The 19396-nt window shown below is 35.8% G+C and carries 22 protein-coding genes and 1 other annotated feature; of the genes, 20 read left to right on the forward strand and 2 right to left on the reverse strand.

Annotated features, from left to right (window positions below; genetic code table 11):
• From ACO5GE_RS05420 to ACO5GE_RS05430, 3 genes are all read left to right on the forward strand, one after another.
• The coding region (locus tag ACO5GE_RS05420; RefSeq protein ID WP_484829912.1) for a pyridoxal-phosphate dependent enzyme at positions 1 to 418 on the forward strand (418 nt) is incomplete at its 5' end.
• Positions 419 to 615: 197 nt separating this feature from the next.
• Positions 616 to 1515 carry a homoserine kinase gene (gene thrB / locus ACO5GE_RS05425; protein WP_484829913.1) on the forward strand — a complete coding sequence of 300 codons (900 nt, stop codon included), beginning with the start codon at positions 616 to 618 and terminating at the stop codon, positions 1513 to 1515.
• Positions 1516 to 1629: 114 nt separating this feature from the next.
• Positions 1630 to 2850 carry an aspartate kinase gene (locus ACO5GE_RS05430; protein ID WP_484829914.1) on the forward strand — a complete coding sequence of 407 codons (1221 nt, stop codon included), beginning with the start codon at positions 1630 to 1632 and terminating at the stop codon, positions 2848 to 2850.
• Positions 2851 to 2922: 72 nt separating this feature from the next.
• Here ACO5GE_RS05430 and ACO5GE_RS05435 read toward each other — a convergent pair whose 3' ends face one another.
• Positions 2923 to 3462, reverse strand: coding sequence for a helix-turn-helix domain-containing protein (locus tag ACO5GE_RS05435; RefSeq protein ID WP_484829915.1), 540 nt, complete (start codon positions 3460 to 3462; stop codon positions 2923 to 2925).
• Positions 3463 to 3610: 148 nt separating this feature from the next.
• Here ACO5GE_RS05435 and ACO5GE_RS05440 point away from each other — a divergent pair, with 148 nt between their 5' ends.
• The 11 genes from ACO5GE_RS05440 to rplT all read left to right on the forward strand — a co-directional run bounded on the left by ACO5GE_RS05440 (position 3611) and on the right by rplT (position 11240).
• Positions 3611 to 4339: a pseudouridine synthase gene (locus tag ACO5GE_RS05440; RefSeq protein ID WP_484829916.1), complete on the forward strand. Its 729-nt coding sequence runs from the start codon at positions 3611 to 3613 to the stop codon at positions 4337 to 4339.
• A 14-nt stretch (positions 4340 to 4353) separates the two neighbouring features.
• Entirely contained in the window at positions 4354 to 5220 is an 867-nt protein-coding gene (locus ACO5GE_RS05445; protein ID WP_484829917.1) for a MurR/RpiR family transcriptional regulator, read from the forward strand.
• A 32-nt stretch (positions 5221 to 5252) separates the two neighbouring features.
• Complete coding sequence (cmk, locus tag ACO5GE_RS05450; protein WP_484829918.1) at positions 5253 to 5909, forward strand: (d)CMP kinase; 657 nt, start codon at positions 5253 to 5255, stop codon at positions 5907 to 5909.
• A gap of 3 nt (positions 5910 to 5912) precedes the next feature.
• Complete coding sequence (locus ACO5GE_RS05455) at positions 5913 to 6236, forward strand: DUF6054 family protein (protein ID WP_484829919.1); 324 nt, start codon at positions 5913 to 5915, stop codon at positions 6234 to 6236.
• Positions 6237 to 6319: 83 nt separating this feature from the next.
• A complete protein-coding gene (locus ACO5GE_RS05460) occupies positions 6320 to 6880 on the forward strand; it encodes a lysophospholipid acyltransferase family protein (RefSeq protein ID WP_484829920.1) in 561 nt (186 codons plus the stop codon).
• On the forward strand, positions 6877 to 7722 hold the full coding sequence (ispH, locus tag ACO5GE_RS05465) for a 4-hydroxy-3-methylbut-2-enyl diphosphate reductase (protein ID WP_484829921.1): 846 nt from the start codon (positions 6877 to 6879) through the stop codon (positions 7720 to 7722). Before ACO5GE_RS05460 ends, ispH begins: the two co-directional genes overlap by 4 nt.
• 18 nt (positions 7723 to 7740) lie before the next feature.
• Positions 7741 to 8862, forward strand: coding sequence for a 30S ribosomal protein S1 (locus tag ACO5GE_RS05470; RefSeq protein ID WP_484829922.1), 1122 nt, complete (start codon positions 7741 to 7743; stop codon positions 8860 to 8862).
• A gap of 315 nt (positions 8863 to 9177) precedes the next feature.
• Complete coding sequence (locus tag ACO5GE_RS05475; RefSeq protein WP_484829923.1) at positions 9178 to 9942, forward strand: GNAT family N-acetyltransferase; 765 nt, start codon at positions 9178 to 9180, stop codon at positions 9940 to 9942.
• 22 nt (positions 9943 to 9964) lie between these two features.
• Positions 9965 to 10077 (forward strand) — a sequence feature (ribosomal protein L20 leader region).
• Complete coding sequence (gene infC, locus ACO5GE_RS05480) at positions 10053 to 10634, forward strand: translation initiation factor IF-3 (protein ID WP_484829924.1); 582 nt, start codon at positions 10053 to 10055, stop codon at positions 10632 to 10634. (Overlaps the previous feature by 25 nt.)
• A gap of 33 nt (positions 10635 to 10667) precedes the next feature.
• Entirely contained in the window at positions 10668 to 10865 is a 198-nt protein-coding gene (gene rpmI / locus ACO5GE_RS05485; protein ID WP_014262746.1) for a 50S ribosomal protein L35, read from the forward strand.
• Between the two features lie 21 nt (positions 10866 to 10886).
• Positions 10887 to 11240 carry a 50S ribosomal protein L20 gene (gene rplT / locus ACO5GE_RS05490; protein WP_014262745.1) on the forward strand — a complete coding sequence of 118 codons (354 nt, stop codon included), beginning with the start codon at positions 10887 to 10889 and terminating at the stop codon, positions 11238 to 11240.
• A 185-nt stretch (positions 11241 to 11425) separates the two neighbouring features.
• Here the strand turns inward: rplT and ACO5GE_RS05495 are convergent, their stop codons facing one another.
• Positions 11426 to 11908, reverse strand: a complete 483-nt coding sequence (locus ACO5GE_RS05495; protein WP_484829925.1) for a 2-thiouracil desulfurase family protein — start codon at positions 11906 to 11908, stop codon at positions 11426 to 11428.
• Positions 11909 to 12541: 633 nt separating this feature from the next.
• Here ACO5GE_RS05495 and ACO5GE_RS05500 point away from each other — a divergent pair.
• From ACO5GE_RS05500 to ACO5GE_RS05525, 6 genes are all read left to right on the forward strand, one after another.
• Positions 12542 to 13333: a short-chain-enoyl-CoA hydratase gene (locus ACO5GE_RS05500; RefSeq protein WP_484829926.1), complete on the forward strand. Its 792-nt coding sequence runs from the start codon at positions 12542 to 12544 to the stop codon at positions 13331 to 13333.
• A gap of 116 nt (positions 13334 to 13449) precedes the next feature.
• Positions 13450 to 14292, forward strand: coding sequence for a 3-hydroxybutyryl-CoA dehydrogenase (locus ACO5GE_RS05505; protein WP_484829927.1), 843 nt, complete (start codon positions 13450 to 13452; stop codon positions 14290 to 14292).
• 75 nt (positions 14293 to 14367) lie between these two features.
• Positions 14368 to 15543: an acetyl-CoA C-acetyltransferase gene (locus ACO5GE_RS05510; protein WP_484829928.1), complete on the forward strand. Its 1176-nt coding sequence runs from the start codon at positions 14368 to 14370 to the stop codon at positions 15541 to 15543.
• A 418-nt stretch (positions 15544 to 15961) separates the two neighbouring features.
• Complete coding sequence (locus tag ACO5GE_RS05515) at positions 15962 to 17101, forward strand: acyl-CoA dehydrogenase (RefSeq protein WP_484829929.1); 1140 nt, start codon at positions 15962 to 15964, stop codon at positions 17099 to 17101.
• Positions 17102 to 17119: 18 nt separating this feature from the next.
• On the forward strand, positions 17120 to 17902 hold the full coding sequence (locus ACO5GE_RS05520; protein WP_273160775.1) for an electron transfer flavoprotein subunit beta/FixA family protein: 783 nt from the start codon (positions 17120 to 17122) through the stop codon (positions 17900 to 17902).
• A 75-nt stretch (positions 17903 to 17977) separates the two neighbouring features.
• Positions 17978 to 18997, forward strand: coding sequence for an electron transfer flavoprotein subunit alpha/FixB family protein (locus ACO5GE_RS05525; protein WP_484829930.1), 1020 nt, complete (start codon positions 17978 to 17980; stop codon positions 18995 to 18997).
• Positions 18998 to 19396: the final 399 nt, after the last annotated feature.

Below are 19396 nucleotides of genomic sequence, written 5' to 3' on the forward strand. Positions count from 1 at the left end.
ATTGTTAGGATTCCAAGCAGAGGGCGCTTCTCCGATTGTTCATAATCGTGTTTTTGAAGAACCTAAGACAGTTGCAACTGCAATTCAAATCGGAAATCCTGCAAGTTGGACAAAGGCGACTGCCGCATTGGAAGAATCAAAGGGAAGAATTGACAGCGTGACAGATGAAGAAATATTGCAAGCACAAAAACTGTTGGCTTCAAAAGAAGGAATATTTGCAGAACCTGCTTCTGCAGCATCATTGGCAGGAGTTATCAAGCAACATGAACAAGGTTTGCTTGAAAAAGGAGCAAGAGTGGTTTGTGTGTTGACAGGAAACGGTTTGAAAGATCCAAATGCTGCCTTGTCTCAAATTGTGAATCCGCAAAAAATACGAGCAGAAAAACAAGCGGTATTAGATGTGATTTACGGGAAATAGCATATCACGATAATAAACAAAGAATATGATTGGTTCGTTGTGTGACAATTAAGATTGATGGTCACAAAGAAAATGGCTACAGATTGAAAGAAATGAACAAAGACCGGTCATGAAAATAGTATGAAAACTAGAATGAGAGAAAAGATGAAATTTGTTAGAATGGTATCATTGCAATTTTGAAATAAGGAGAGCACAAGATGAGCATAAAGGTAAAAGTAGCAGCAACAACAGCAAATTTAGGACCGGGATTTGATACGCTTGGAATGGCATTGTCTCTCTACAATGAAGTTTCTTTGGAACGAAGTGATTCAGGATTGCAGATTGAGATAGAAGGTTTTGGAAAAGGAGAAATTCCGACCAATGATGAAAATTTAATATGGAAAGCAATGAAAAAAGTGTTTGAAAAACAAGAAGTTGCAGATAAAAATTTTCACCTGAAAATGAAAAATGAAATTCCGTTATCCAGAGGTCTTGGAAGCAGTGCTTCAACAATTGTAGCAGGATTACTGTTGGCAAATGAAGTTTGCAACAAACCTTACGGATTGGATGAGCTACTTGTTTTTGCAACGGAAATGGAAGGACATCCGGACAACGTTGCACCCGCATTGCTCGGTGGGATTGTCGTTAGTGCGATGGATAGGGGAGAAGTTCTCTATCAGTGTATTGAACCGAGCAAAGAGTGGAGCACAGTCGTTTATATTCCAAGCAAGCCTTTAGCGACGAAGAAAGCAAGGGAAGTGTTGCCGACAAGTTATTCCAAACAAGATGCTGTATTCAATGTATCAAGAGCATCTATGTTGACACTCGCTATGATGAGGGAAGACTTGGATTTGGTAGGAAGAATGATGGAGGATAAACTTCATCAACCATATCGACTACCTTTGATTGAAGGATATGATAAGATTTTTGATGCAGCGAAACTAGCCGGCGCAAAAGGTGTTGCTTTAAGTGGTGCCGGTTCGACATTGATTGCTTTTTGTGAACGAAATCGAGAACAAGAGGTTCTTGATAGAATGGAAGTTGCAGTTCGTTCTAATTCTTTGGACGGAGTTTGTAAGATTCTTCATCCGTTAAAACAAAGTAGTTATTTTGAGTAGATTGTTCTCTTAGAAAGAGAAGTTTGTTTTTGACTTCTGTGTTTCAGAAAATTGGAAGTCATTTGATAGAAAAGTTGGAAATAAGCCGATAATCGGGTAGAAAAGAGGGATGGTATGGGAGTTATTGTGCAAAAATACGGTGGTTCTTCTCTTGCTACAACAGAGAGAATTCGTAATGTGGCACGTAGAATTATCGAAACAAAGAAAAAAGGAAATCAAGTCGTTGCGATTGTGTCTGCAATGGGCGATAGTACAGATGATTTGATTGCTCTTGCAAAAGAGATTTCTGACAGACCGCCGAAGAGAGAAATGGATATGCTTCTTTCAACAGGAGAACAGGTTTCCATTTCACTGTTGGCAATGGCAATTGAGTCAATGGGAGAAGATGTTATTTCGTTGACAGGACAGCAAGCCGGAATTCGAACAGATGATATGTATAGCAAGGCAAGAATTGTCAATATTGTATCAACAAGGTTGGAACAGGAAATCAAGGATAAAAGCATTGTGATTGTAGCAGGATTTCAAGGTATCAATGCCAACGATGATATTACGACTTTGGGCAGAGGCGGTTCCGATACGACTGCAGTTGCAATTGCAGCGGCAGTAAAAGCAAAGGTGTGTGAAATTTATACAGATGTAGATGGAGTCTATGCAGGAGATCCTCGTATTATCAAAGGTGTTAAAAAGTTGAATGTGATTTCTTATGATGAGATGTTAGAGCTTGCGACGCTTGGAGCTGCAGTATTACATCCTCGTTCTGTGGAAGTTGCAAAGATTCATGGAGTTACAATACACGTGCGTTCCAGTTTTACAGATGTAACAGGAACGTTGGTTCAGGAGGTAGGAGATATGGAAAAAGAAATGATTGTGACAGGAATTGCACATGATATGGATGTTGTTAAAATGGCGATTTTCGGAGTGCCGGATGAACCGGGTGTTGCATACCTGATTTTTGATGAGTTGGCAAAAGCGCATATCAACGTGCAAATGATTGTGCAAAGTGCTGAGAAAAAAGGTGTGAATGATATTGCATTCACCGTTCCAAAAAGTGATAAAGAGGAAGCGCTTGAAATCATTACACAATTCGAAGAAAAAGTTGGGGCAAATGAAGTTATTATGAAGGACGGACTTGCAAGATTAAGTATTGTGGGCGCCGGAATGATAACAAATCCGACAGCTGCTGCTCGTATGTTTATGGTATTGTCCAAGGCGGGAATCAACCTAGAAATGATTAGTACTTCCGATATTAAAGTTTCTGTAATCATAGATGCAAAACGTTGTGTGGAAGCTGCTGAAATCGTAGCAAAAGAGTTTGATTTAGTAGAAGAAGATTAGGAAGTTAAATAAAAAAGTTCTTATGAAAGTCGGAGTTTATCGAAATTCATAAGAACTTATTATTTTCGCATATTAAAAAGATGGAGGGCTTGATACCCATAAAATTTCCGCTTTGATGCCGGAAATATTGGAGATAGAATGTTCCTCATTAGGAGAAAAATAAAAACTTTCTCCTTTTTTTAATTTAAACTGTCGTTTGCCGATTGTTAGTAAAACAGTACCACGAAGGACATACCCAAACTCTTCCCCGGCATGAGGTCTATCTACTTCCGTTTTTTGTCCGGGAGGAATTTCCATCAAAATCGGTTCCATAATATTTTTTTGTGAGTTTGGGATGAGCCAGTGGATTGTAGTTTTGAGATGCTCGTTGTAGGAAGTATAGATATCATCTTTTCCATACACAACTTTATCATCAATTGCATCGTCAAAAAAAGATTTCAAATCAGTTCCCAAAACTTCCAAAATATCCATCAGCGTAGAAATAGAAGGAGAAGTTAGATTTCGTTCTACTTTAGAGATAAAACCTTTGGTTAAGTCACAACGAAGTGCCAATTCTTCTTGCGTGAGCTGGTTGAGAATGCGTAATCGTTTTATTTTTTCACCAATATCCATTTCAAATCTCCTTATATTCTCCAAAAAAATATCCACAAAACCATTTGAATTTATAGTATAATAAAACAATATGATAGAATAATTGTTATGTAACAAACATTACAATAGTATCATGAATTATTTTAGAAATCAAGGAGAATCAAATACGATGAGGATAAACCAATATATTGCGCACTGCGGAATATCGTCAAGAAGAAAAGCAGATCAACTGATTGAAGAAGGCAGAGTGTTTGTCAACGGAAAAAAGGTTACAAGTCCAGGCATGCAGGTAGAAGAAGGAAATGATATGGTTAAAGTAGACGGGAAGATTATTTCTGCAGAAGTCAATAAAGTCTACTATATGTTGAACAAACCGCTTCGATACATCAGTGCAGTATCGGATGACAGAGGAAGAAATACAGTTTTGGAATTATTCCGTACAAAAGAGAGAATCTATCCTGTTGGAAGATTGGATTATATGTCTACCGGTTTATTGCTTTTGACCAATGACGGAGAGCTGGCAAATCGATTGATTCATCCAAGATACCACTTAGAAAAAACTTATTTTGTTCAAGTGAAAGGAGATGCTCCTGAGAATTTGAAAGAACGGTTCCAAAAAGGAATGTTTTTGGACGGATACAAGACGAAACCGGCAGAGTTGGAATTTTTGGGTAAAAGAGATGGAATCATCAAATATAAAGTGATTTTGCGTGAAGGACGAAACAGACAAATCAGAAAGATGTTTGAAGCAGCTCGGTTGAAAGTAGTTTCTTTGAAACGAATCTCGATGGGAGATTTGTATATCGGAAACCTGAAAGAAGGAGAGTATAGAGTTTTGACAAGCAAGGAAGTGCAATACCTTAAGAAAGTTAGCGGACTGAAAGAAAATACAAAGTAACAGGAGGTTTTCTTGTGTTGGATGTGCAAAAAATTGGAAATGGTAATAATTTGATAGAGTATATCGAAACCATTTTTTCCGACTTATCAAAGGGACATAAGATTTTGGCAAAGTATATCATTTCAAATTATGATAAGGCAGCTTTTATGACAGCAGAGAGCCTGGCGAAAGCGACAGGAGTCAGCCAAGCGACAGTAGTTCGTTTTGCCAATCGATTGGGTTACGAAAGCTACACGTATTTTCAAAAAGATTTGCAGGAACTGGTAAAAAAACGTATTACCATTGTGCAACGTGCAGAGATGGCAAATAAGTTTGAAAAGGGAAGTATTTTGAAACAGGTATTACATGCCGATGCTGAAAATATCAAAAGTACTCTTGAAGAATTAGATGAAGAACGATTCAATCATGTGGTAGATATGATTTTTCATTCTAGAAAGACGTATATAGTCGGTTTGAGAAGCTCAGGGATTGTATCGGATTATTTGGGATATTATTTGAATTTTTTAATTGATAATGTTGAAATTGTACGATATGGAATCAACGATGTTTTTGAGCAGATCTTGAAAGTGAGAGAAGACGATGTTGTCATTGGTATCAGCTTTCCAAGATATTCTAAAAGAACATTTGAATTGATGAAGTACGCTCAAGAACAAGGAGCCAGCACCATAGCGATTACAGACAGTAATTTTTCACCGATTGCAGAGTGTTCTAAGGAAGTTTTGATTGCCAAGAGCAACTTGGCATCTTTTGTTGACTCTCTTGTTGCACCGCTCAGTATGGCAAATGCACTCATTATTGCAGTCAGTATGAAAAAGCGTGAGGAAACACAAGCTCATTTCTCCAAGTTAGAGAAAATTTGGAGTAAGTATGATATTTATTAACTACCATTCATATCAAAATTGGGAGGGCAAAGATGATTGTAGCAATTGACGGACCTGCAGGCTCCGGAAAGAGTACGATTGCCAAAAGAACGGCAGAACAGCTTGGATTTGTATATATTGATACCGGGGCGATGTATCGTGCATTAACTTACGGTTATTTACAAGCACCGATTGACTTTTCCAAAAGAGAAGAACGTCTTGCTTTTTTGAAACGGATGAAAGTCGGATTCAATCAAAAAAATGAAATTATGCTCAATGATATTGTCATCAAAGACGAAATTCGCACATCAGAAGTAAGCGAAACAGTTTCTTATGTTTGTTCATTTCCGGAGATTCGTGAAGCGATGACACAGTTACAAAGAGAGCTTGCAAAGGAACATTCCGTCATTATGGATGGGAGGGATATTGGGACAAGTGTATTTCCCAATGCCGACTTGAAGTTGTTTTTCGTTGCGGACAGTAAAGAAAGAGCAAGGAGAAGACAACTTGATTATCTTGCAAAAGGAATTGAAAAAACAGTGGAAGAAGTAGAAGAAGAAATTGTCAAACGAGATGAATTGGATTCCTCAAGAGAACTATCTCCACTGTGCAAGGCCAAAGATGCGATTGAAATAGATACTACAGCATTATCGATTGAAGAAGTGTGTGAAAAGATTTTTTTACTGGTGAACGAGAGAAGAGGAGTGTAAAGAATGAAATCATACTGTGTGTCATTAAATAGGGAAAAATTGGTTCCTCACATAGAAGAAATTTTGGCTGATAAATGTTGTTGCGAATTTGTGCATAAGAAGAGATACCCTTGTGAAGATGGATATATTGAAATGATGCTTTTTGAAAAATTACATCTTAGAACAACTTCCTATTCCGGATTGACAGTTGTTTTGGTGTCCAGAGAGGGAGTGTGCTATGCAGATGTAATTGCATTTGCAAGTGGAGACGGGATTATGAATATTGATTGGGGAGCTGGAAGTTCCCTTGCAAAAGAAGTTGTAACAGTGTTAGAGGAGTTTGCTTAAATAGGAGATTTCGTAGGATAAATGGAATTGTAGAGTAGGGAATATAGAAAGAGAAGACACAGTAAGAACGGAGAGTGAAAAGAGTGTATCGTTTTTTAAGGAATCTATTAAAACCGTTTGTAATGTTTTTTTATCAATTGAAGATAGAGGGAAAGGAACATATTCCGACAAACGGTGCGGCTATTCTTGCGCCGAATCATAGAAGTAACTGGGATCCGGTTTGGGTTGCTTTTGTTACAACTCGTGAGATTTCTTTTTTGTCGAAAGAAGAGTTGTTTCAACATAAGATATTAGGATTTTTGTTAAAGAAATGTCATGTGATTCCGGTGAAAAGAAACACAGGAGATATGTCAGCGATTCGAACTTGTATCAAATCATTGAAAAAAGGAGAACTGTTGGGAATTTTTCCTGAAGGAACAAGAGTAAGAGATGGAAAAGAGAGTGAACCGAAAGAAGGTGTGGCACTTCTTGCATCAAAGGCGGGTGCACCTATAGTTCCAATCAGTATCTCAGCAGATTATCGGATGTTTGGTAAAAATAGGGTTGTGATACATCCACCGGTTGTCGTGCAAGATGCATGGACTTATGAAGAATCGATGGAACGAGTAATGAAGATTGTAAATGAGGGTGTAACAGTAGAATGAAATTGATTGTGTCAAAAAAAGCAGGCTATTGTTTTGGAGTGAAACGAGCAATGGATCGAGCAGAAAAATTGTTAGCAGAAAAACAAGATGTAGATGTTGTTTCTCTCGGTGCGTTGATTCATAACAAACAGGCAACAGAAAAATTGGAAAAAAAAGGACTGTTGGAGTTGAATCAAATTGATGATATTCCAAACGAAAGTATCGTAATCATTCGTTCCCACGGATTGGGTAAACACTACTATGAAGAATTGGAACAAAAGAATTGTATCATCGAAGATGCAACCTGTCCTTTTGTCAAGAAGATCCAAAATATAGCCAGTGAGAATAAACAAAAAGGCAAGAAAATTATTATCATAGGTGACAAGCATCATCCCGAAATAGAGGGCATCAATTTGTGGGCAGGTGGAGATTGTATCATAGGAAAAGACTGTTCCGATTTTTTATTTTTGAAAGGGAGTGAAGAGTCTTATATTGTAGTAACTCAAACGACTTTCAGTGTTGAAAAGTATCAAGAAATCAAAAAATGTTTGAAAGAGAATTTGAAAGATATTGTTTTTTATGATACAATTTGTGATGCGACGAAAGTTCGCCAAGAAGATGCAATGAAAATATCGCAAGAAGTAGATGCAATGGTTGTAATTGGTGGGAAACATAGTTCTAACACAAAAAAACTGTATCACTTGTGTGAAAATAGTTGTAAAACTTTTTTGATAGAAACAATAAATGATATTGACGAAGACACGATAAAGCCTTATGATATAATAGGAGTAACAGCAGGAGCTTCTACTCCGGACTTTATCATCAACGAAGTCGTAGATTTTATTGTTCACATAAAAAAATAGGTTAAGGAGTTGGGTTTGATGAGTAGCGAAATGGAAAAGCTATTGCAAGAAGAAGAGCAAAATTATGAAGAGGTCTATAGAGGATCTATTGTAAAGGGTTATGTAGAAAGAGTGAAACCGGATTCTTACTACATCACTTTGAATTACAAAACAGACGGAGTTTTACCACGTTCCGAAATGAGTGGTGACGAAGAACTTCAAGTTGGGGATGAGGTATCTCTTGAAGTAATTAAAATCGACAAAAATACAGGAGAAATCATTCTTTCTAAAAAAAGACTTGATGCTTTCAAAGCATGGGATGATTTGGAAGTAGGAAAAGTCATTGATGTAAAAGTAGCTGAAATTGGAAATAAAGGGCTCATCGTTAAGTATAAAAACTCCATCAAAGGATTTATTCCACTAAGTCATGTTGCAAACCGTTTCATCAAAGATGAAGATCTTCAAGAGTTTGCAGGACAAGAATTCCAAGCAGAAATTATTGATGTAGAACCAAGAAAGAGAAGATTAATTCTTTCTAGAAAAGTAGTTGTTGCAAGAGAAGAAGATGCAAAACGTGACGAGTTTGTTAAGACACTTGAAGTAGGAAACGTATATACCGGTGTTGTTCGTGATATTAAGAACTACGGATTGTTCGTTGATTTGGGTGCTATGACAGGTTTGGTTCATATCAGTGAATTATCTTGGAACAGAAGAGATAAAATCGAAGAACTTTATAAATTAGATGATGAAGTACAAGTGAAGGTAGTTGACTTTGATCCTGAAAAAGGAAGACTTTCTTTGAGTATCAAAGCATTATCTGAAGATCCTTTCGAAACATTTAAAAAGAATGCAAAAGTAGATGATATCATCGAATGTACTGTAAAAAATATCAAAGAATACGGTGTATTCGTGAAATTAAATGAAACAGTAGATGGATTTATCCATATTTCTAACTTATCTTCTTCTTATGTTAAGAATCCTAGTGAAGTAGTTGCGCAAGGAGATACTATCACAGCAAGAATTATCAGCATCAATGAAGAAACTCAAAAAGTAGAGTTGACAATGAACTTGAATCCTGATGCAGAAGAAGCTGTTGAAGGAGAAGTTGCTGAAGAAACAGTGACAGAAGAAACAGTATCAGAAGAAACAGTGACAGAATAATTATATCAAAAGATACAGCAATACAGAGATACCATGTTCAATAGAGTATGGTATCTTTTTATTATACAATGGTCTAAATAGCAGAAAGCTGATTAAAAAAGAATTACTGTGATGTAGGAACAGCTGTATTCATTAAGTGAAATAGCTGAGAAATTTTCAAATAGGTTGCTTTCCTTTTTCGAATCAGTGTATAATATAGGAAAGTTTTTGATAGGTATTGTGTGATATAGTGAATTGATGTGAGCAGTTTAGAAAGAGTATGTTCGAATGAATTGACTGTACCAACAAACCATAGGGATAGAAAGAGGGGATAGTATGATTAAGTTGTGTGAGGAGATATTGTTAAACTCAAATCCATGTGAAACAGATTTGAGACAGAATGATTTTTTAATTCGTTTTCGTACCAATAGAACCCCATGTATTATCCACACGATAGAAGATAAAACAACTTCATTGTTAGATAGAATTCAACATAATGAGAGATTGATTTTTTCAAAAGGATATTCTCCAAATTATCGAATTGTATATGTAAAAGAGTATCGTGATTTGGATGCGGAATTGTTTAAGTGTGGATATGAAAAATGTATGGAAGGTATTGTGAAGGTATTAGATATCGATAAAATTAAAAAAGAACTGTTTACCTTTGCAAGTTATATTCAAAATGGGGTATTTATTGAAGAAGAATTCGAAGACCACTGGATGTCCAATTATATTAAATTTTTAGATATGCCTGATGGAAGAATTAGAGTATTCCATGATAATATGTTGCGTTCAGAAGCAAATTTCTATTACTTTACATTGTTAGAACAGGATGTTCCAATTGGAGTAGCATATGGAAGTTTGGAACGTGGAATTTTTACAGTGTGTGATATTGTGATTGCACCACGCTATCGTGGATTATCCTATTCCAAAAAACTGTTGATGAGTATGTTGAGTTATGCATATCGATTTGATGCAGAGCTTGTGATTGCAGAAGTAGAGGACGAGAATGTGATAGCATCACGTTTGTTTGACAAAATAGGATTTGAAGATGGATATCGTTTTTGGGAAAGATACAAAGAAAATGTTGACAATGAGTAAAAAGAATAGTATACTCTAATGGTTAGTAAAGCAGAGATATCCGTCTCTCACCTTATAACTGCGGTTCATAAGGTAAAAATCATTTATTGTGTAATTCAAGGGCGGATAGAATGCTATTCGCCCTATTTTTATATGTAAAACAGAGCGAATCATTTGATGAATTTTGGAGGTGTATCGTTATCAAAGAACAACAAATCAATGAAGAAATCCGTGACAAAGAGATCCGTTTGATTGGAGAAAACGGAGAACAATTAGGTATTATGTCTGCAAAGCAAGCGTTGGAATTAGCAACAACTCAAGAGTTGGATCTTGTGAAAATTTCTCCGAATGCTGTACCACCGGTGTGTAAAATCATGGATTACGGTAAGTATAAGTATGAATCAGCAAAGAGAGAGAAAGAGTCAAAGAAAAAACAAAAAGTAGTAGTAATGAAAGAACTCAGACTTCGTCCTGCAATTGAAGAAAATGATTTGAAGACCAAAGCAAAAATGGGAACAAAATTTTTGGCGAACGGAGATAAATTGAAAGTTTCTGTTCGATTTAGAGGAAGAGAGTTAGGACATAAGGATATTGGATTCGTCGTACTGGATAAATTTGTTGAGTTGATTCAAGAACAAGGTACGCCAGTTGGAAAACCAAAAATGGAAGGAAACAATCTTGTGTTGATGGTAGAACCAACCGCGAAGAAATAATACATTCAGTTAATTTAGAAGGAGGAAAACATCATGCCAAAAATGAAAACTCACAGAGGAGCTGAAAAAAGATTCAAAATGACCGGTTCCGGAAAATTAAAAAGAGGTAAGGCTTACAAAAGTCATATTCTTACTAAAAAATCTGCAAAAAGAAAAAGAAACTTAAGACAAGCAGGTATTGTAACTAAAGGTGATCAAGATCGTATTTCAAGATTATTACCATATCTATAAAAATTAGTAAGGAGGATAAAAATGGCTAGAGTAAAAAAGGCAGTTAATGCAAAGAAAAAACATAAAAAAATATTAAAACTTGCAAAAGGGTTCAGAGGTGGAAGATCTAAATTATTCCGTCCTGCAAATGCGTTTGTAATGAAGGCATTGAGTCATGCTTATGTAGGTAGAAAGTTAAAGAAAAGAGATTTTAGAAAACTTTGGATTCAAAGAATCAATGCCGGAACAAGAGCAAACGGTATGAGTTATTCTAAATTTATGTACGGTTTGAAAAAAGCCGGCATCACAATCAACAGAAAAATGTTATCTGAAATGGCAATTCATGATCCTGAAGGATTTTCTGCTTTGGTTGAAACTGCAAAAGCAGCACAATAATTGCTACTTTATAAAAATCAAAAAATCCTTATTTCTTCAAGGTATTGAAGAGATAAGGATTTTTTGTATGGAAAGTAAAAATATCAAAGATGTAACTATAGGTATGCGATTGGGTCTTAGATTACTCTGCAGTATTTTTTGGATTAGAAATTTGAAAGTTGACTCAGTTTGCATCATAATAATAACTAAATAAAATCATCTTCTGTCATCACGATAATGTTATTTGCCAGACACATTTCTGCAAAAATACCGTTTCCGTCAATTAAGGTTTTGGTAAACGTACCATCATAAATTTTTCCCTTGCCACAGGATGGACTTTTAGATTTTAGAAGTGCATGAGTTGCTTTTGATGAAAAACATTTTTTTGCACCCAGTTGAAATTCTTTTGTGACATCAGTGTGTTCTTTTGTAACTACTTTATCTTTGTTTCTTTCACATGGAATTCTAGGAGTAGGAAGTCCACCGGCTTCCTCCGGACAGACCGCAATATAGCACTTGTCCTTTAAAAAATCAATCACATTTTGATTATAATTGTTTCCACCATTGTATTTGCAGTTTGTTCCAAGTAAGCATGCGCTGACAAGCCATAATTCATTCATCATTACTTTTTCTGGAATGAGTAAGAATGCCCATCCATTTTCCTTTCCGATATTTTTTAGTTGCATCATTTGTGATACTTATTTTTGATACAAGATTGTTTAATATGAAATCATTTTACAAAATTTTGTGACTGGAATCAATGAACATATTCAAAAAGTTCAGATTGATAGTTCTTTATATGATGCAATCAAATATAGTTCTAATTTCTAACTCCGACTATTGCCTAATGTTGTTATTGTAGGGCACCACCTATTCTAAAAGATTCATCGATATTCTAGTAATCACATGATAGGATGTGGATTCGAAAGAAAGTACAATTATGTGTTAATAGATTATTTTGTTATCATGCTTTTGAAATGGAAAAAGAGAACAAAACAAAAGAATAAATGACAAAATAGTATTTAGATGGTGGACAAATAAAGAGGATGGAGTCTCTCTGAAAAAACATAGGACTTGTCTGCTATATTATGGTATACTGATTAACTACTGAAACAGTTTGAAATTTCAAGTTTCTATTGATAAATATATAACAAAATTTCTTTCCGTAATTATCAAAATAGAGATTAAGTCATATTGTTTTTGGGAATAAGTAAGAGTAACATAGTTATAATTTACTTTGATGAAAGACAGCACAGATAATCGTACAGATGTGTGTTGAGATTCGATAGAAATGAAAAAAGTATTAAGAAAAGGAGTTTTCTATGGAGATTGCTATGGATTTTGAAAAAATATTATTTGAGAAACAAGGTTCGATAGGTATTGTAAGAATCAACAATACGAAAGCATTGAATGCATTGAATTCTCAAGTTATTGAAGAGTTGGATGCCGTATTTGATCTGATTGCAAAAGATGATGATGTAGATGTTGTCGTGTTGTCCGGAAATGGAAAGGCATTTGTTGCCGGTGCAGACATCAAAGAAATGATTCTAATGAATGCAATGGAAGGAAAAGAATTTGGAGTTGCCGGAGCAAATGTATTCAGAAAAATTGAGTTATTTCAAAAACCTGTCATTGCTGCAATTAACGGTTTTGCTCTTGGTGGGGGATGTGAACTTGCGATGGCTTGTGACATCAGAATTGCATCCACGAAAGCAAAGTTTGGACAACCTGAGGTAGGGCTTGGAATTACACCGGGTTTTTCAGGAACACAAAGATTATCCAGATTAGTTGGAGTTGGAATTGCAAAAGAAATGATTTATACTGCAAAAGTAATTGATGCAATGGAAGCTTATCGTATTGGATTGGTCAACCATGTAGTAGAACCGGAAAAATTGATGGATAAAGCTCTTGAAATGGCAAACGTAATTGCTAAAAATGAACAGATAGCTGTTCGTTATTCTAAGGAATGTATCAATCGTGGTTTAGATACGGATATGGATACAGCAATTCAATTTGAAGCCTCATTGTTTGGAATTTGTTTCTCATCAGAAGACCAAAAAGAAGGAATGAAAGCATTTTTAGAAAAAAGAGCACCTAACTTCAAGACAAAATAGGAAAAGTTTGGACGTTTAATTAAATAGCAAAAATGTTGCGATAGAAACAATAAATCTTTAATTTTTTTTGTTTGGTATGTTAAGTTATACAAAATGATATATGGAGGGATTTACAGATGAAAATTTGTGTCGTAGGTACAGGAACAATGGCAAGTGGAATTACTCAAACATTTGCAGTAAACGGATTTGAAGTAGTGGAACGTGGAAGAAGAGAATCTTCTATTGAAACATCTAAGGCAGGCATTATCAAGAATTTGGAAAAATTAGTTTCAAAAGGAAAAATGACAGAAGAAGCGAAAGATAAAGCTCTTGCAAACATTACTTATACATTGGAGTTTGCTGATTGTAAAGAAGCAGATCTTTTTATAGAAGTCGTTGCAGAAGATATGGAAACAAAACATGCTATCATTGCTGATATTGAAGCAGTAGCAAAAGAAAGTGCCATTATTGCAACTAATACTTCTTCACTTTCTGTAACAGAAATTGCAGCAGGAACACAAAATCCGGCAAGAGTAATTGGAATGCATTTCTTCAATCCTGTTCCAATGATGAAATTGGTTGAAATCATTCGAGGAGAAATGACATCTGATGATGCTCATAACTTAGTATACAGATTATCAGAAGAAATCGGAAAAAGTCCGGTAACTGTAAACGAAGCACCGGGATTCGTAGTAAACAGAATTTTGATTCCAATGATTAACGAAGGAATCGGAATCTTTGCTGAAGGTGTAGCTTCAAAAGAAGAGATTGACTCTGCAATGAAACTTGGAGCAAACCATCCGATGGGACCTTTGGAGTTGGGAGATTTGATTGGACTTGATGTGGTACTTGCCATTATGGATGTTCTTTATACTGAATTTGGAGATCCAAAATATAGAGCACATACTTTGTTACGCAAAATGGTTCGTGCAGGAAAATTAGGAAGAAAAACACAACAAGGGTTCTATGATTATCGCTAAGAATACCAAATCAAAAAATTGATTGATGATAGAAATTAAGAAAGTTAAATTCAAAAAATTTAGGAGGATTTTTACATGAGAGAAGTTGTAATAGCAAGTGCAGCAAGAACGGCAGTAGGAAGTTTCGGTGGAGCATTCAAGGATGTTCCTGCAGTAGATTTGGGAGTTTGTGCAGCAAAAGAAGCAATCAAAAGAGCGGGTATCACTCCTGAACAAGTTGATGAATCTTATATCGGAAATGTATTGTCAGCTGCTTTGGGACAAAATGTTGCAAGACAAGTATCACTTGGAGCAGGGATTCCAAAAGAAAAACCTGCAATGAGCATCAATATGGTTTGTGGTTCAGGACTTCGTGCAGTTTCTTTGGCAGCACAATTGATTGGTGTAGGTGATGCTGACATTATCCTTGCAGGAGGAACAGAAAGTATGAGTATGGCACCTTATGCAGTTCCTACTTCTCGTTGGGGAGCAAGAATGGGAGATAAAACAATCGTAGATACTATGGTTAACGATGGTTTAACAGATGCTTTCAATCATTACCACATGGGAATTACAGCAGAAAATATCAATGAACAATGGGGAATTACAAGAGAAGATCAAGATGAATTGGCTTTGGCTTCTCAGTTACATGCTGAAGCAGCACAAAACGAAGGACGTTTTGATGAAGAAATTGTACCTTTTGTAGTAAAAACAAGAAAAGGTGAAGTTGTTGTAGATAAAGACGAGTTCATCAAACCTGGTATGACAATGGAAAAATTGGCAAAATTAAAACCTGCTTTCAAAAAAGACGGTTCTGTAACAGCAGGTAATGCTTCCGGAATCAATGACGGAGCAGCAATGTTGGTATTGATGTCAAAAGAAAAAGCGGGAGAATTGGGAGTAACACCTCTAGCAACAATCGTATCTTACGCAAGTGCAGGTGTAGATCCTTCCATCATGGGAATCGGACCGGTTCCTGCAAGTAAAAAAGCATTGGAAAAAGCGGGATTGGCAGTAGATGATATTGATTTGTTCGAAGCAAATGAAGCATTTGCAGCACAATCTGTAGCAGTAGTAAGAGATCTAAACATTCCAAGAGAAAAATTGAATGTAAACGGAGGAGCGATTGCAATCGGACACCCTATCGGAGCTTCCGGTGCAAGAATCCTAGTTACATTACTTCATGAAATGAAACGTCGTGATGCAAAACACGGTTTAGCAACACTTTGTATCGGTGGAGGAATGGGAACGGCACTTATTGTAAAACGATAATCCTATTTTGAGTCAATAACTTAATTGACAAAATATAACCCAAAAACATTCAAATAGAATTTATAGAGAGTACAGAAAAAGCAACTCAGATTATATTAAATATCTGAGTTGCTTTTTTTATAAAAAAATCAAACCTTAAAAAAACGCAAAAATCAGTCGTTTTTCAGATATTATGAAAGATTTTTAAAGAAATGAGAAAGAAAATTATTTGTCTGTGATAGATTTTACAAAGGGTACAGATAGGGTATAAAAAATTGTTAAAATTTTTTCAAAAACATATTGGAAAATTTCAAAATAAGAGATATACTATGTAGGTAAGTGTTATGAGATACATTCTACATTATGAGATACATTCTACATAAGGAATTAACCTCTTATAACAGAACAAACTTTAACCATATTTTAAGGAGGAAGAAACATGGATTTTGGTTTATCAAAACAACATATTTTAATGCAACAAATGTTGCAAGAATTCGCTGTAAACGAAGTGAAGCCACTTGCTGCAGATGTTGATGAAGAAGAAAGATTTCCTGAAGAAACAGTAGCAAAAATGCAAAAAATCGGTTTATTAGGAATCCCTTATCCAAAAGAATACAAAGGACAAGGTGGAGACTACCTAGCATACGTTATGGCAGTAGAAGAACTTTCAAAAGTTTGTGCTACAACAGGTGTTATTGTTTCTGCACATACATCTTTATGTTGTGCTCCAATTTATGAAAACGGAACAGAAGAACAAAAACAAAAATTCTTAGCACCATTGATTAGTGGAGAAAAATTGGGAGCATTCGGTTTGACAGAACCTAATGCAGGAACAGATGCTGCTGGACAAACTACAACAGCTGTATTAGATGGAGATGAATGGGTACTTAACGGTTCTAAAGTCTTTATCACAAACGCAATTTATGCAGACACATACGTTGTAATTGCAGTAACAGACAAATCTCAAGGAACAAGAGGAACATCTGCGTTCATCGTAGAAAAAGGAACTCCTGGATTCAGCTTTGGATTAAAAGAAAAGAAAATGGGTATTAGAGGTTCTGCTACATCTGAACTTATTTTTGAAAACTGCCGTATCCCAAAAGAAAACCTTCTTGGCGGATTAGGAAAAGGATTCAAGATTGCGATGCAAACTCTTGACGGAGGACGTATCGGTATCGCTGCTCAAGCGCTTGGAATCGCTGAAGGAGCTTTAGATGAAGCAGTTGCTTACGTAAAAGAAAGAAGACAATTCGGTCGTCCACTTTCTAAATTCCAAAATACACAATTCCAATTAGCAGATATGTTTGCAAGAGTTGATGCTGCTAAATACTTGGTATACAAAGCAGCTTGGAAAAAACAAAACAAATTGCCATATGGAGTTGACTCTGCAACAGCAAAACTATTCGCTGCTGAAACAGCAATGTTTGTAACAACAAAAGCAGTTCAATTATTTGGTGGATACGGATACACAAGAGATTATCCGGTTGAAAGAATGATGAGAGATGCTAAGATAACTGAAATCTACGAAGGAACTTCAGAAGTACAAAGAATGGTTATCGCTAAGAGCTTATTGAAATAGGAAAGGGGAATGGGACAAATGAAGATTGTAGTTTGTATAAAACAAGTACCGGATACAGCTGAAGTTAAAATCGACCCAAAAACAAATACTTTAATTCGTGATGGTGTACCTTCTATTATTAACCCTGACGATAAAGCAGGTTTGGAAGCGGCACTTCGTATTAAAGATGAAATTGGTGCAGAAGTTACTGTTGTTTCAATGGGACCTCCTCAAGCAGAAGTTGTTTTGAGAGAAGCAATGGCTATGGGAGCTGACAAAGCAGTTTTGGTTTCCGGAAGAGAATTCGGTGGAGCGGATACATGGGCAACATCCCGTACAATCGCAGCTGCATTGAAAAACTTAGAATATGATATGATTATTGCAGGACGTCAAGCGATTGACGGAGATACAGCGCAAGTTGGACCACAAATTGGGGAACACCTTCACTTACCTGCTGTAACTTATGCTGAAGATATCAAAGTAGAAAAAGACGCAGTAGTTGTTAAGAGAAAATTTGAAGACAGATATCAAACAATTAGAGCAAAATTCCCTTGCTTAATTACAGCTTTGAAAGAATTAAATGAACCAAGATATATGACAGTTAGCGGAATTTTTGAAGCTTACGAAAAAGAAATTCCTGTATGGGGAGTAAATGATATTCCTGTTGATGAAAGTGACCTTGGATTAAAAGGATCTCCTACAAAAGTTAAAAAATCCTTTACAAAAGGTGCAAAAACTGCAGGAAAATTATTTGATAACCTTAGCCCAGCTGAAGCTGCAAAAGTTATCGTTGAAAAACTTCAAGAAAAATATATCTTATAATTTTTTGAAAGTAAGTTAAAACAAAAGTTGTAGAAAAGAAAACGGATAAAAATATAGAATATAGGAGGGATTTTTGTGAACCTTTCAGAATTTAAAGGTGTTTTAGTGTTCACTGAACAAAGAACTGGTGAATTACAAAAAGTTTCTTTGGAACTTATTGGAGAAGCAAGAAGATTAGCAGATGAATTAGGACAAGAAGTAATCGCAGGATTAGTTGGTAAAGATGTTGCAGGATTAACAGGCGAGTTGATTTCCCATGGTGCTGATAAAGTATATGTAGTAGATAGCCCTGTTGCTGAACTTTACATGACAGAACCATATACAAAATCAATTGTTGCTATCATTGAAGAAGTGAAACCAGCTATCGTATTATTCGGAGCTACATCAATCGGTCGTGACCTTGCTCCTCGTGTAGCTGCTAGATGGCATACAGGATTGGTTGCTGACTGTACAAGTCTTGCAATCGAAGAAGGAACAGGAAACTTATTAAGTACTCGTCCAGCATTCGGTGGAAACATCATGGCTACAATCGCTTGCCCTGATTTCAGACCACAAATGTCTACAGTACGTCCTGGAGTTATGCAAAAATTAGATGCTGATCCTAGTAGAAAAGGTGAAGTAATTAACTTTGATGCTAAATTGACAGAAGCTGATAAAACAGTAGAAATCATTGAAGAAGTATTAGAAACAGCTAAACGTGTAAATATCGAAGAAGCAGATGTACTTGTTTCTGCCGGTCGTGGAGTTGGTGGTCCTGATAAATTCGGACCATTGGAAGACTTGGCTGCAGTATTGAAAGGAACAGTTTCCGGTTCTCGTGCTACAATCGATAGCGGTTGGTTGCCAAAAGAACGCCAAGTAGGACAAACAGGAAAAACAGTTCGTCCTCAACTTTATATGGCTTGCGGTATTTCCGGAGCTATCCAACATTTGGCTGGTATGGAAGAATCTGATTTCATCATAGCTGTAAACAAAAACCCAGAAGCACCTATCTTTGAAGTTGCTGATGTTGGGGTTGTTGGAGACTTGCACAAAGTGTTACCTCTAGTAACAGAAGAAATCAAAAAAGCTCAATTAGCAGAAGCTAATAAATAAGAACTCCTTATAGAAGGATTGTATTAGAATAGAGTACTGATAAAGGAAGTGTTCCGTCGATAGACGGAAACACTTCCTTTTTTGATAGATGAAATAGATTGATAGGAATAAAAAATTTGTATGGAGAGTTTTTTATACTAAAACATAATGTAAGGATTGAACAATCCAATCTTTACAAGTTTATACTTTTGATTGTTTTATTCATCAGTTTATTGACATTTTCGCAGAGTTTGTACATAACTTTTTCAAGCATCTGAACTATTTCATATTTCAGACAATCATGAAATATTTCTATTGAATTTTAGTATCACATTTTCTTCCTATCTGTTACAAATTTAAACCACTGGTTAATTGTAAAATGAAAATGAACTAAAAAAATTCCATAGAAAATCACATTTG

This window comes from Filifactor sp., from assembly GCF_057248345.1.

What these genes read in the sequence shown, in the direction of transcription:
- thrB (WP_484829913.1), top strand. Translation starts at nt 616, where the DNA reads ATGAGCATAAAGGTAAAAGTAGCAGCAACAACAGCAAATTTAGGACCG.
- ACO5GE_RS05430 (WP_484829914.1), top strand. Translation starts at nt 1,630, where the DNA reads ATGGGAGTTATTGTGCAAAAATACGGTGGTTCTTCTCTTGCTACAACA.
- ACO5GE_RS05435 (WP_484829915.1), bottom strand. Translation starts at nt 3,462, where the DNA reads ATGGATATTGGTGAAAAAATAAAACGATTACGCATTCTCAACCAGCTC.
- ACO5GE_RS05440 (WP_484829916.1), top strand. Translation starts at nt 3,611, where the DNA reads ATGAGGATAAACCAATATATTGCGCACTGCGGAATATCGTCAAGAAGA.
- cmk (WP_484829918.1), top strand. Translation starts at nt 5,253, where the DNA reads ATGATTGTAGCAATTGACGGACCTGCAGGCTCCGGAAAGAGTACGATT.
- ACO5GE_RS05455 (WP_484829919.1), top strand. Translation starts at nt 5,913, where the DNA reads ATGAAATCATACTGTGTGTCATTAAATAGGGAAAAATTGGTTCCTCAC.
- ispH (WP_484829921.1), top strand. Translation starts at nt 6,877, where the DNA reads ATGAAATTGATTGTGTCAAAAAAAGCAGGCTATTGTTTTGGAGTGAAA.
- ACO5GE_RS05470 (WP_484829922.1), top strand. Translation starts at nt 7,741, where the DNA reads ATGAGTAGCGAAATGGAAAAGCTATTGCAAGAAGAAGAGCAAAATTAT.
- ACO5GE_RS05475 (WP_484829923.1), top strand. Translation starts at nt 9,178, where the DNA reads ATGATTAAGTTGTGTGAGGAGATATTGTTAAACTCAAATCCATGTGAA.
- infC (WP_484829924.1), top strand. Translation starts at nt 10,053, where the DNA reads ATGCTATTCGCCCTATTTTTATATGTAAAACAGAGCGAATCATTTGAT.
- rpmI (WP_014262746.1), top strand. Translation starts at nt 10,668, where the DNA reads ATGCCAAAAATGAAAACTCACAGAGGAGCTGAAAAAAGATTCAAAATG.
- rplT (WP_014262745.1), top strand. Translation starts at nt 10,887, where the DNA reads ATGGCTAGAGTAAAAAAGGCAGTTAATGCAAAGAAAAAACATAAAAAA.
- ACO5GE_RS05495 (WP_484829925.1), bottom strand. Translation starts at nt 11,908, where the DNA reads ATGATGCAACTAAAAAATATCGGAAAGGAAAATGGATGGGCATTCTTA.
- ACO5GE_RS05500 (WP_484829926.1), top strand. Translation starts at nt 12,542, where the DNA reads ATGGAGATTGCTATGGATTTTGAAAAAATATTATTTGAGAAACAAGGT.
- ACO5GE_RS05505 (WP_484829927.1), top strand. Translation starts at nt 13,450, where the DNA reads ATGAAAATTTGTGTCGTAGGTACAGGAACAATGGCAAGTGGAATTACT.
- ACO5GE_RS05510 (WP_484829928.1), top strand. Translation starts at nt 14,368, where the DNA reads ATGAGAGAAGTTGTAATAGCAAGTGCAGCAAGAACGGCAGTAGGAAGT.
- ACO5GE_RS05515 (WP_484829929.1), top strand. Translation starts at nt 15,962, where the DNA reads ATGGATTTTGGTTTATCAAAACAACATATTTTAATGCAACAAATGTTG.
- ACO5GE_RS05520 (WP_273160775.1), top strand. Translation starts at nt 17,120, where the DNA reads ATGAAGATTGTAGTTTGTATAAAACAAGTACCGGATACAGCTGAAGTT.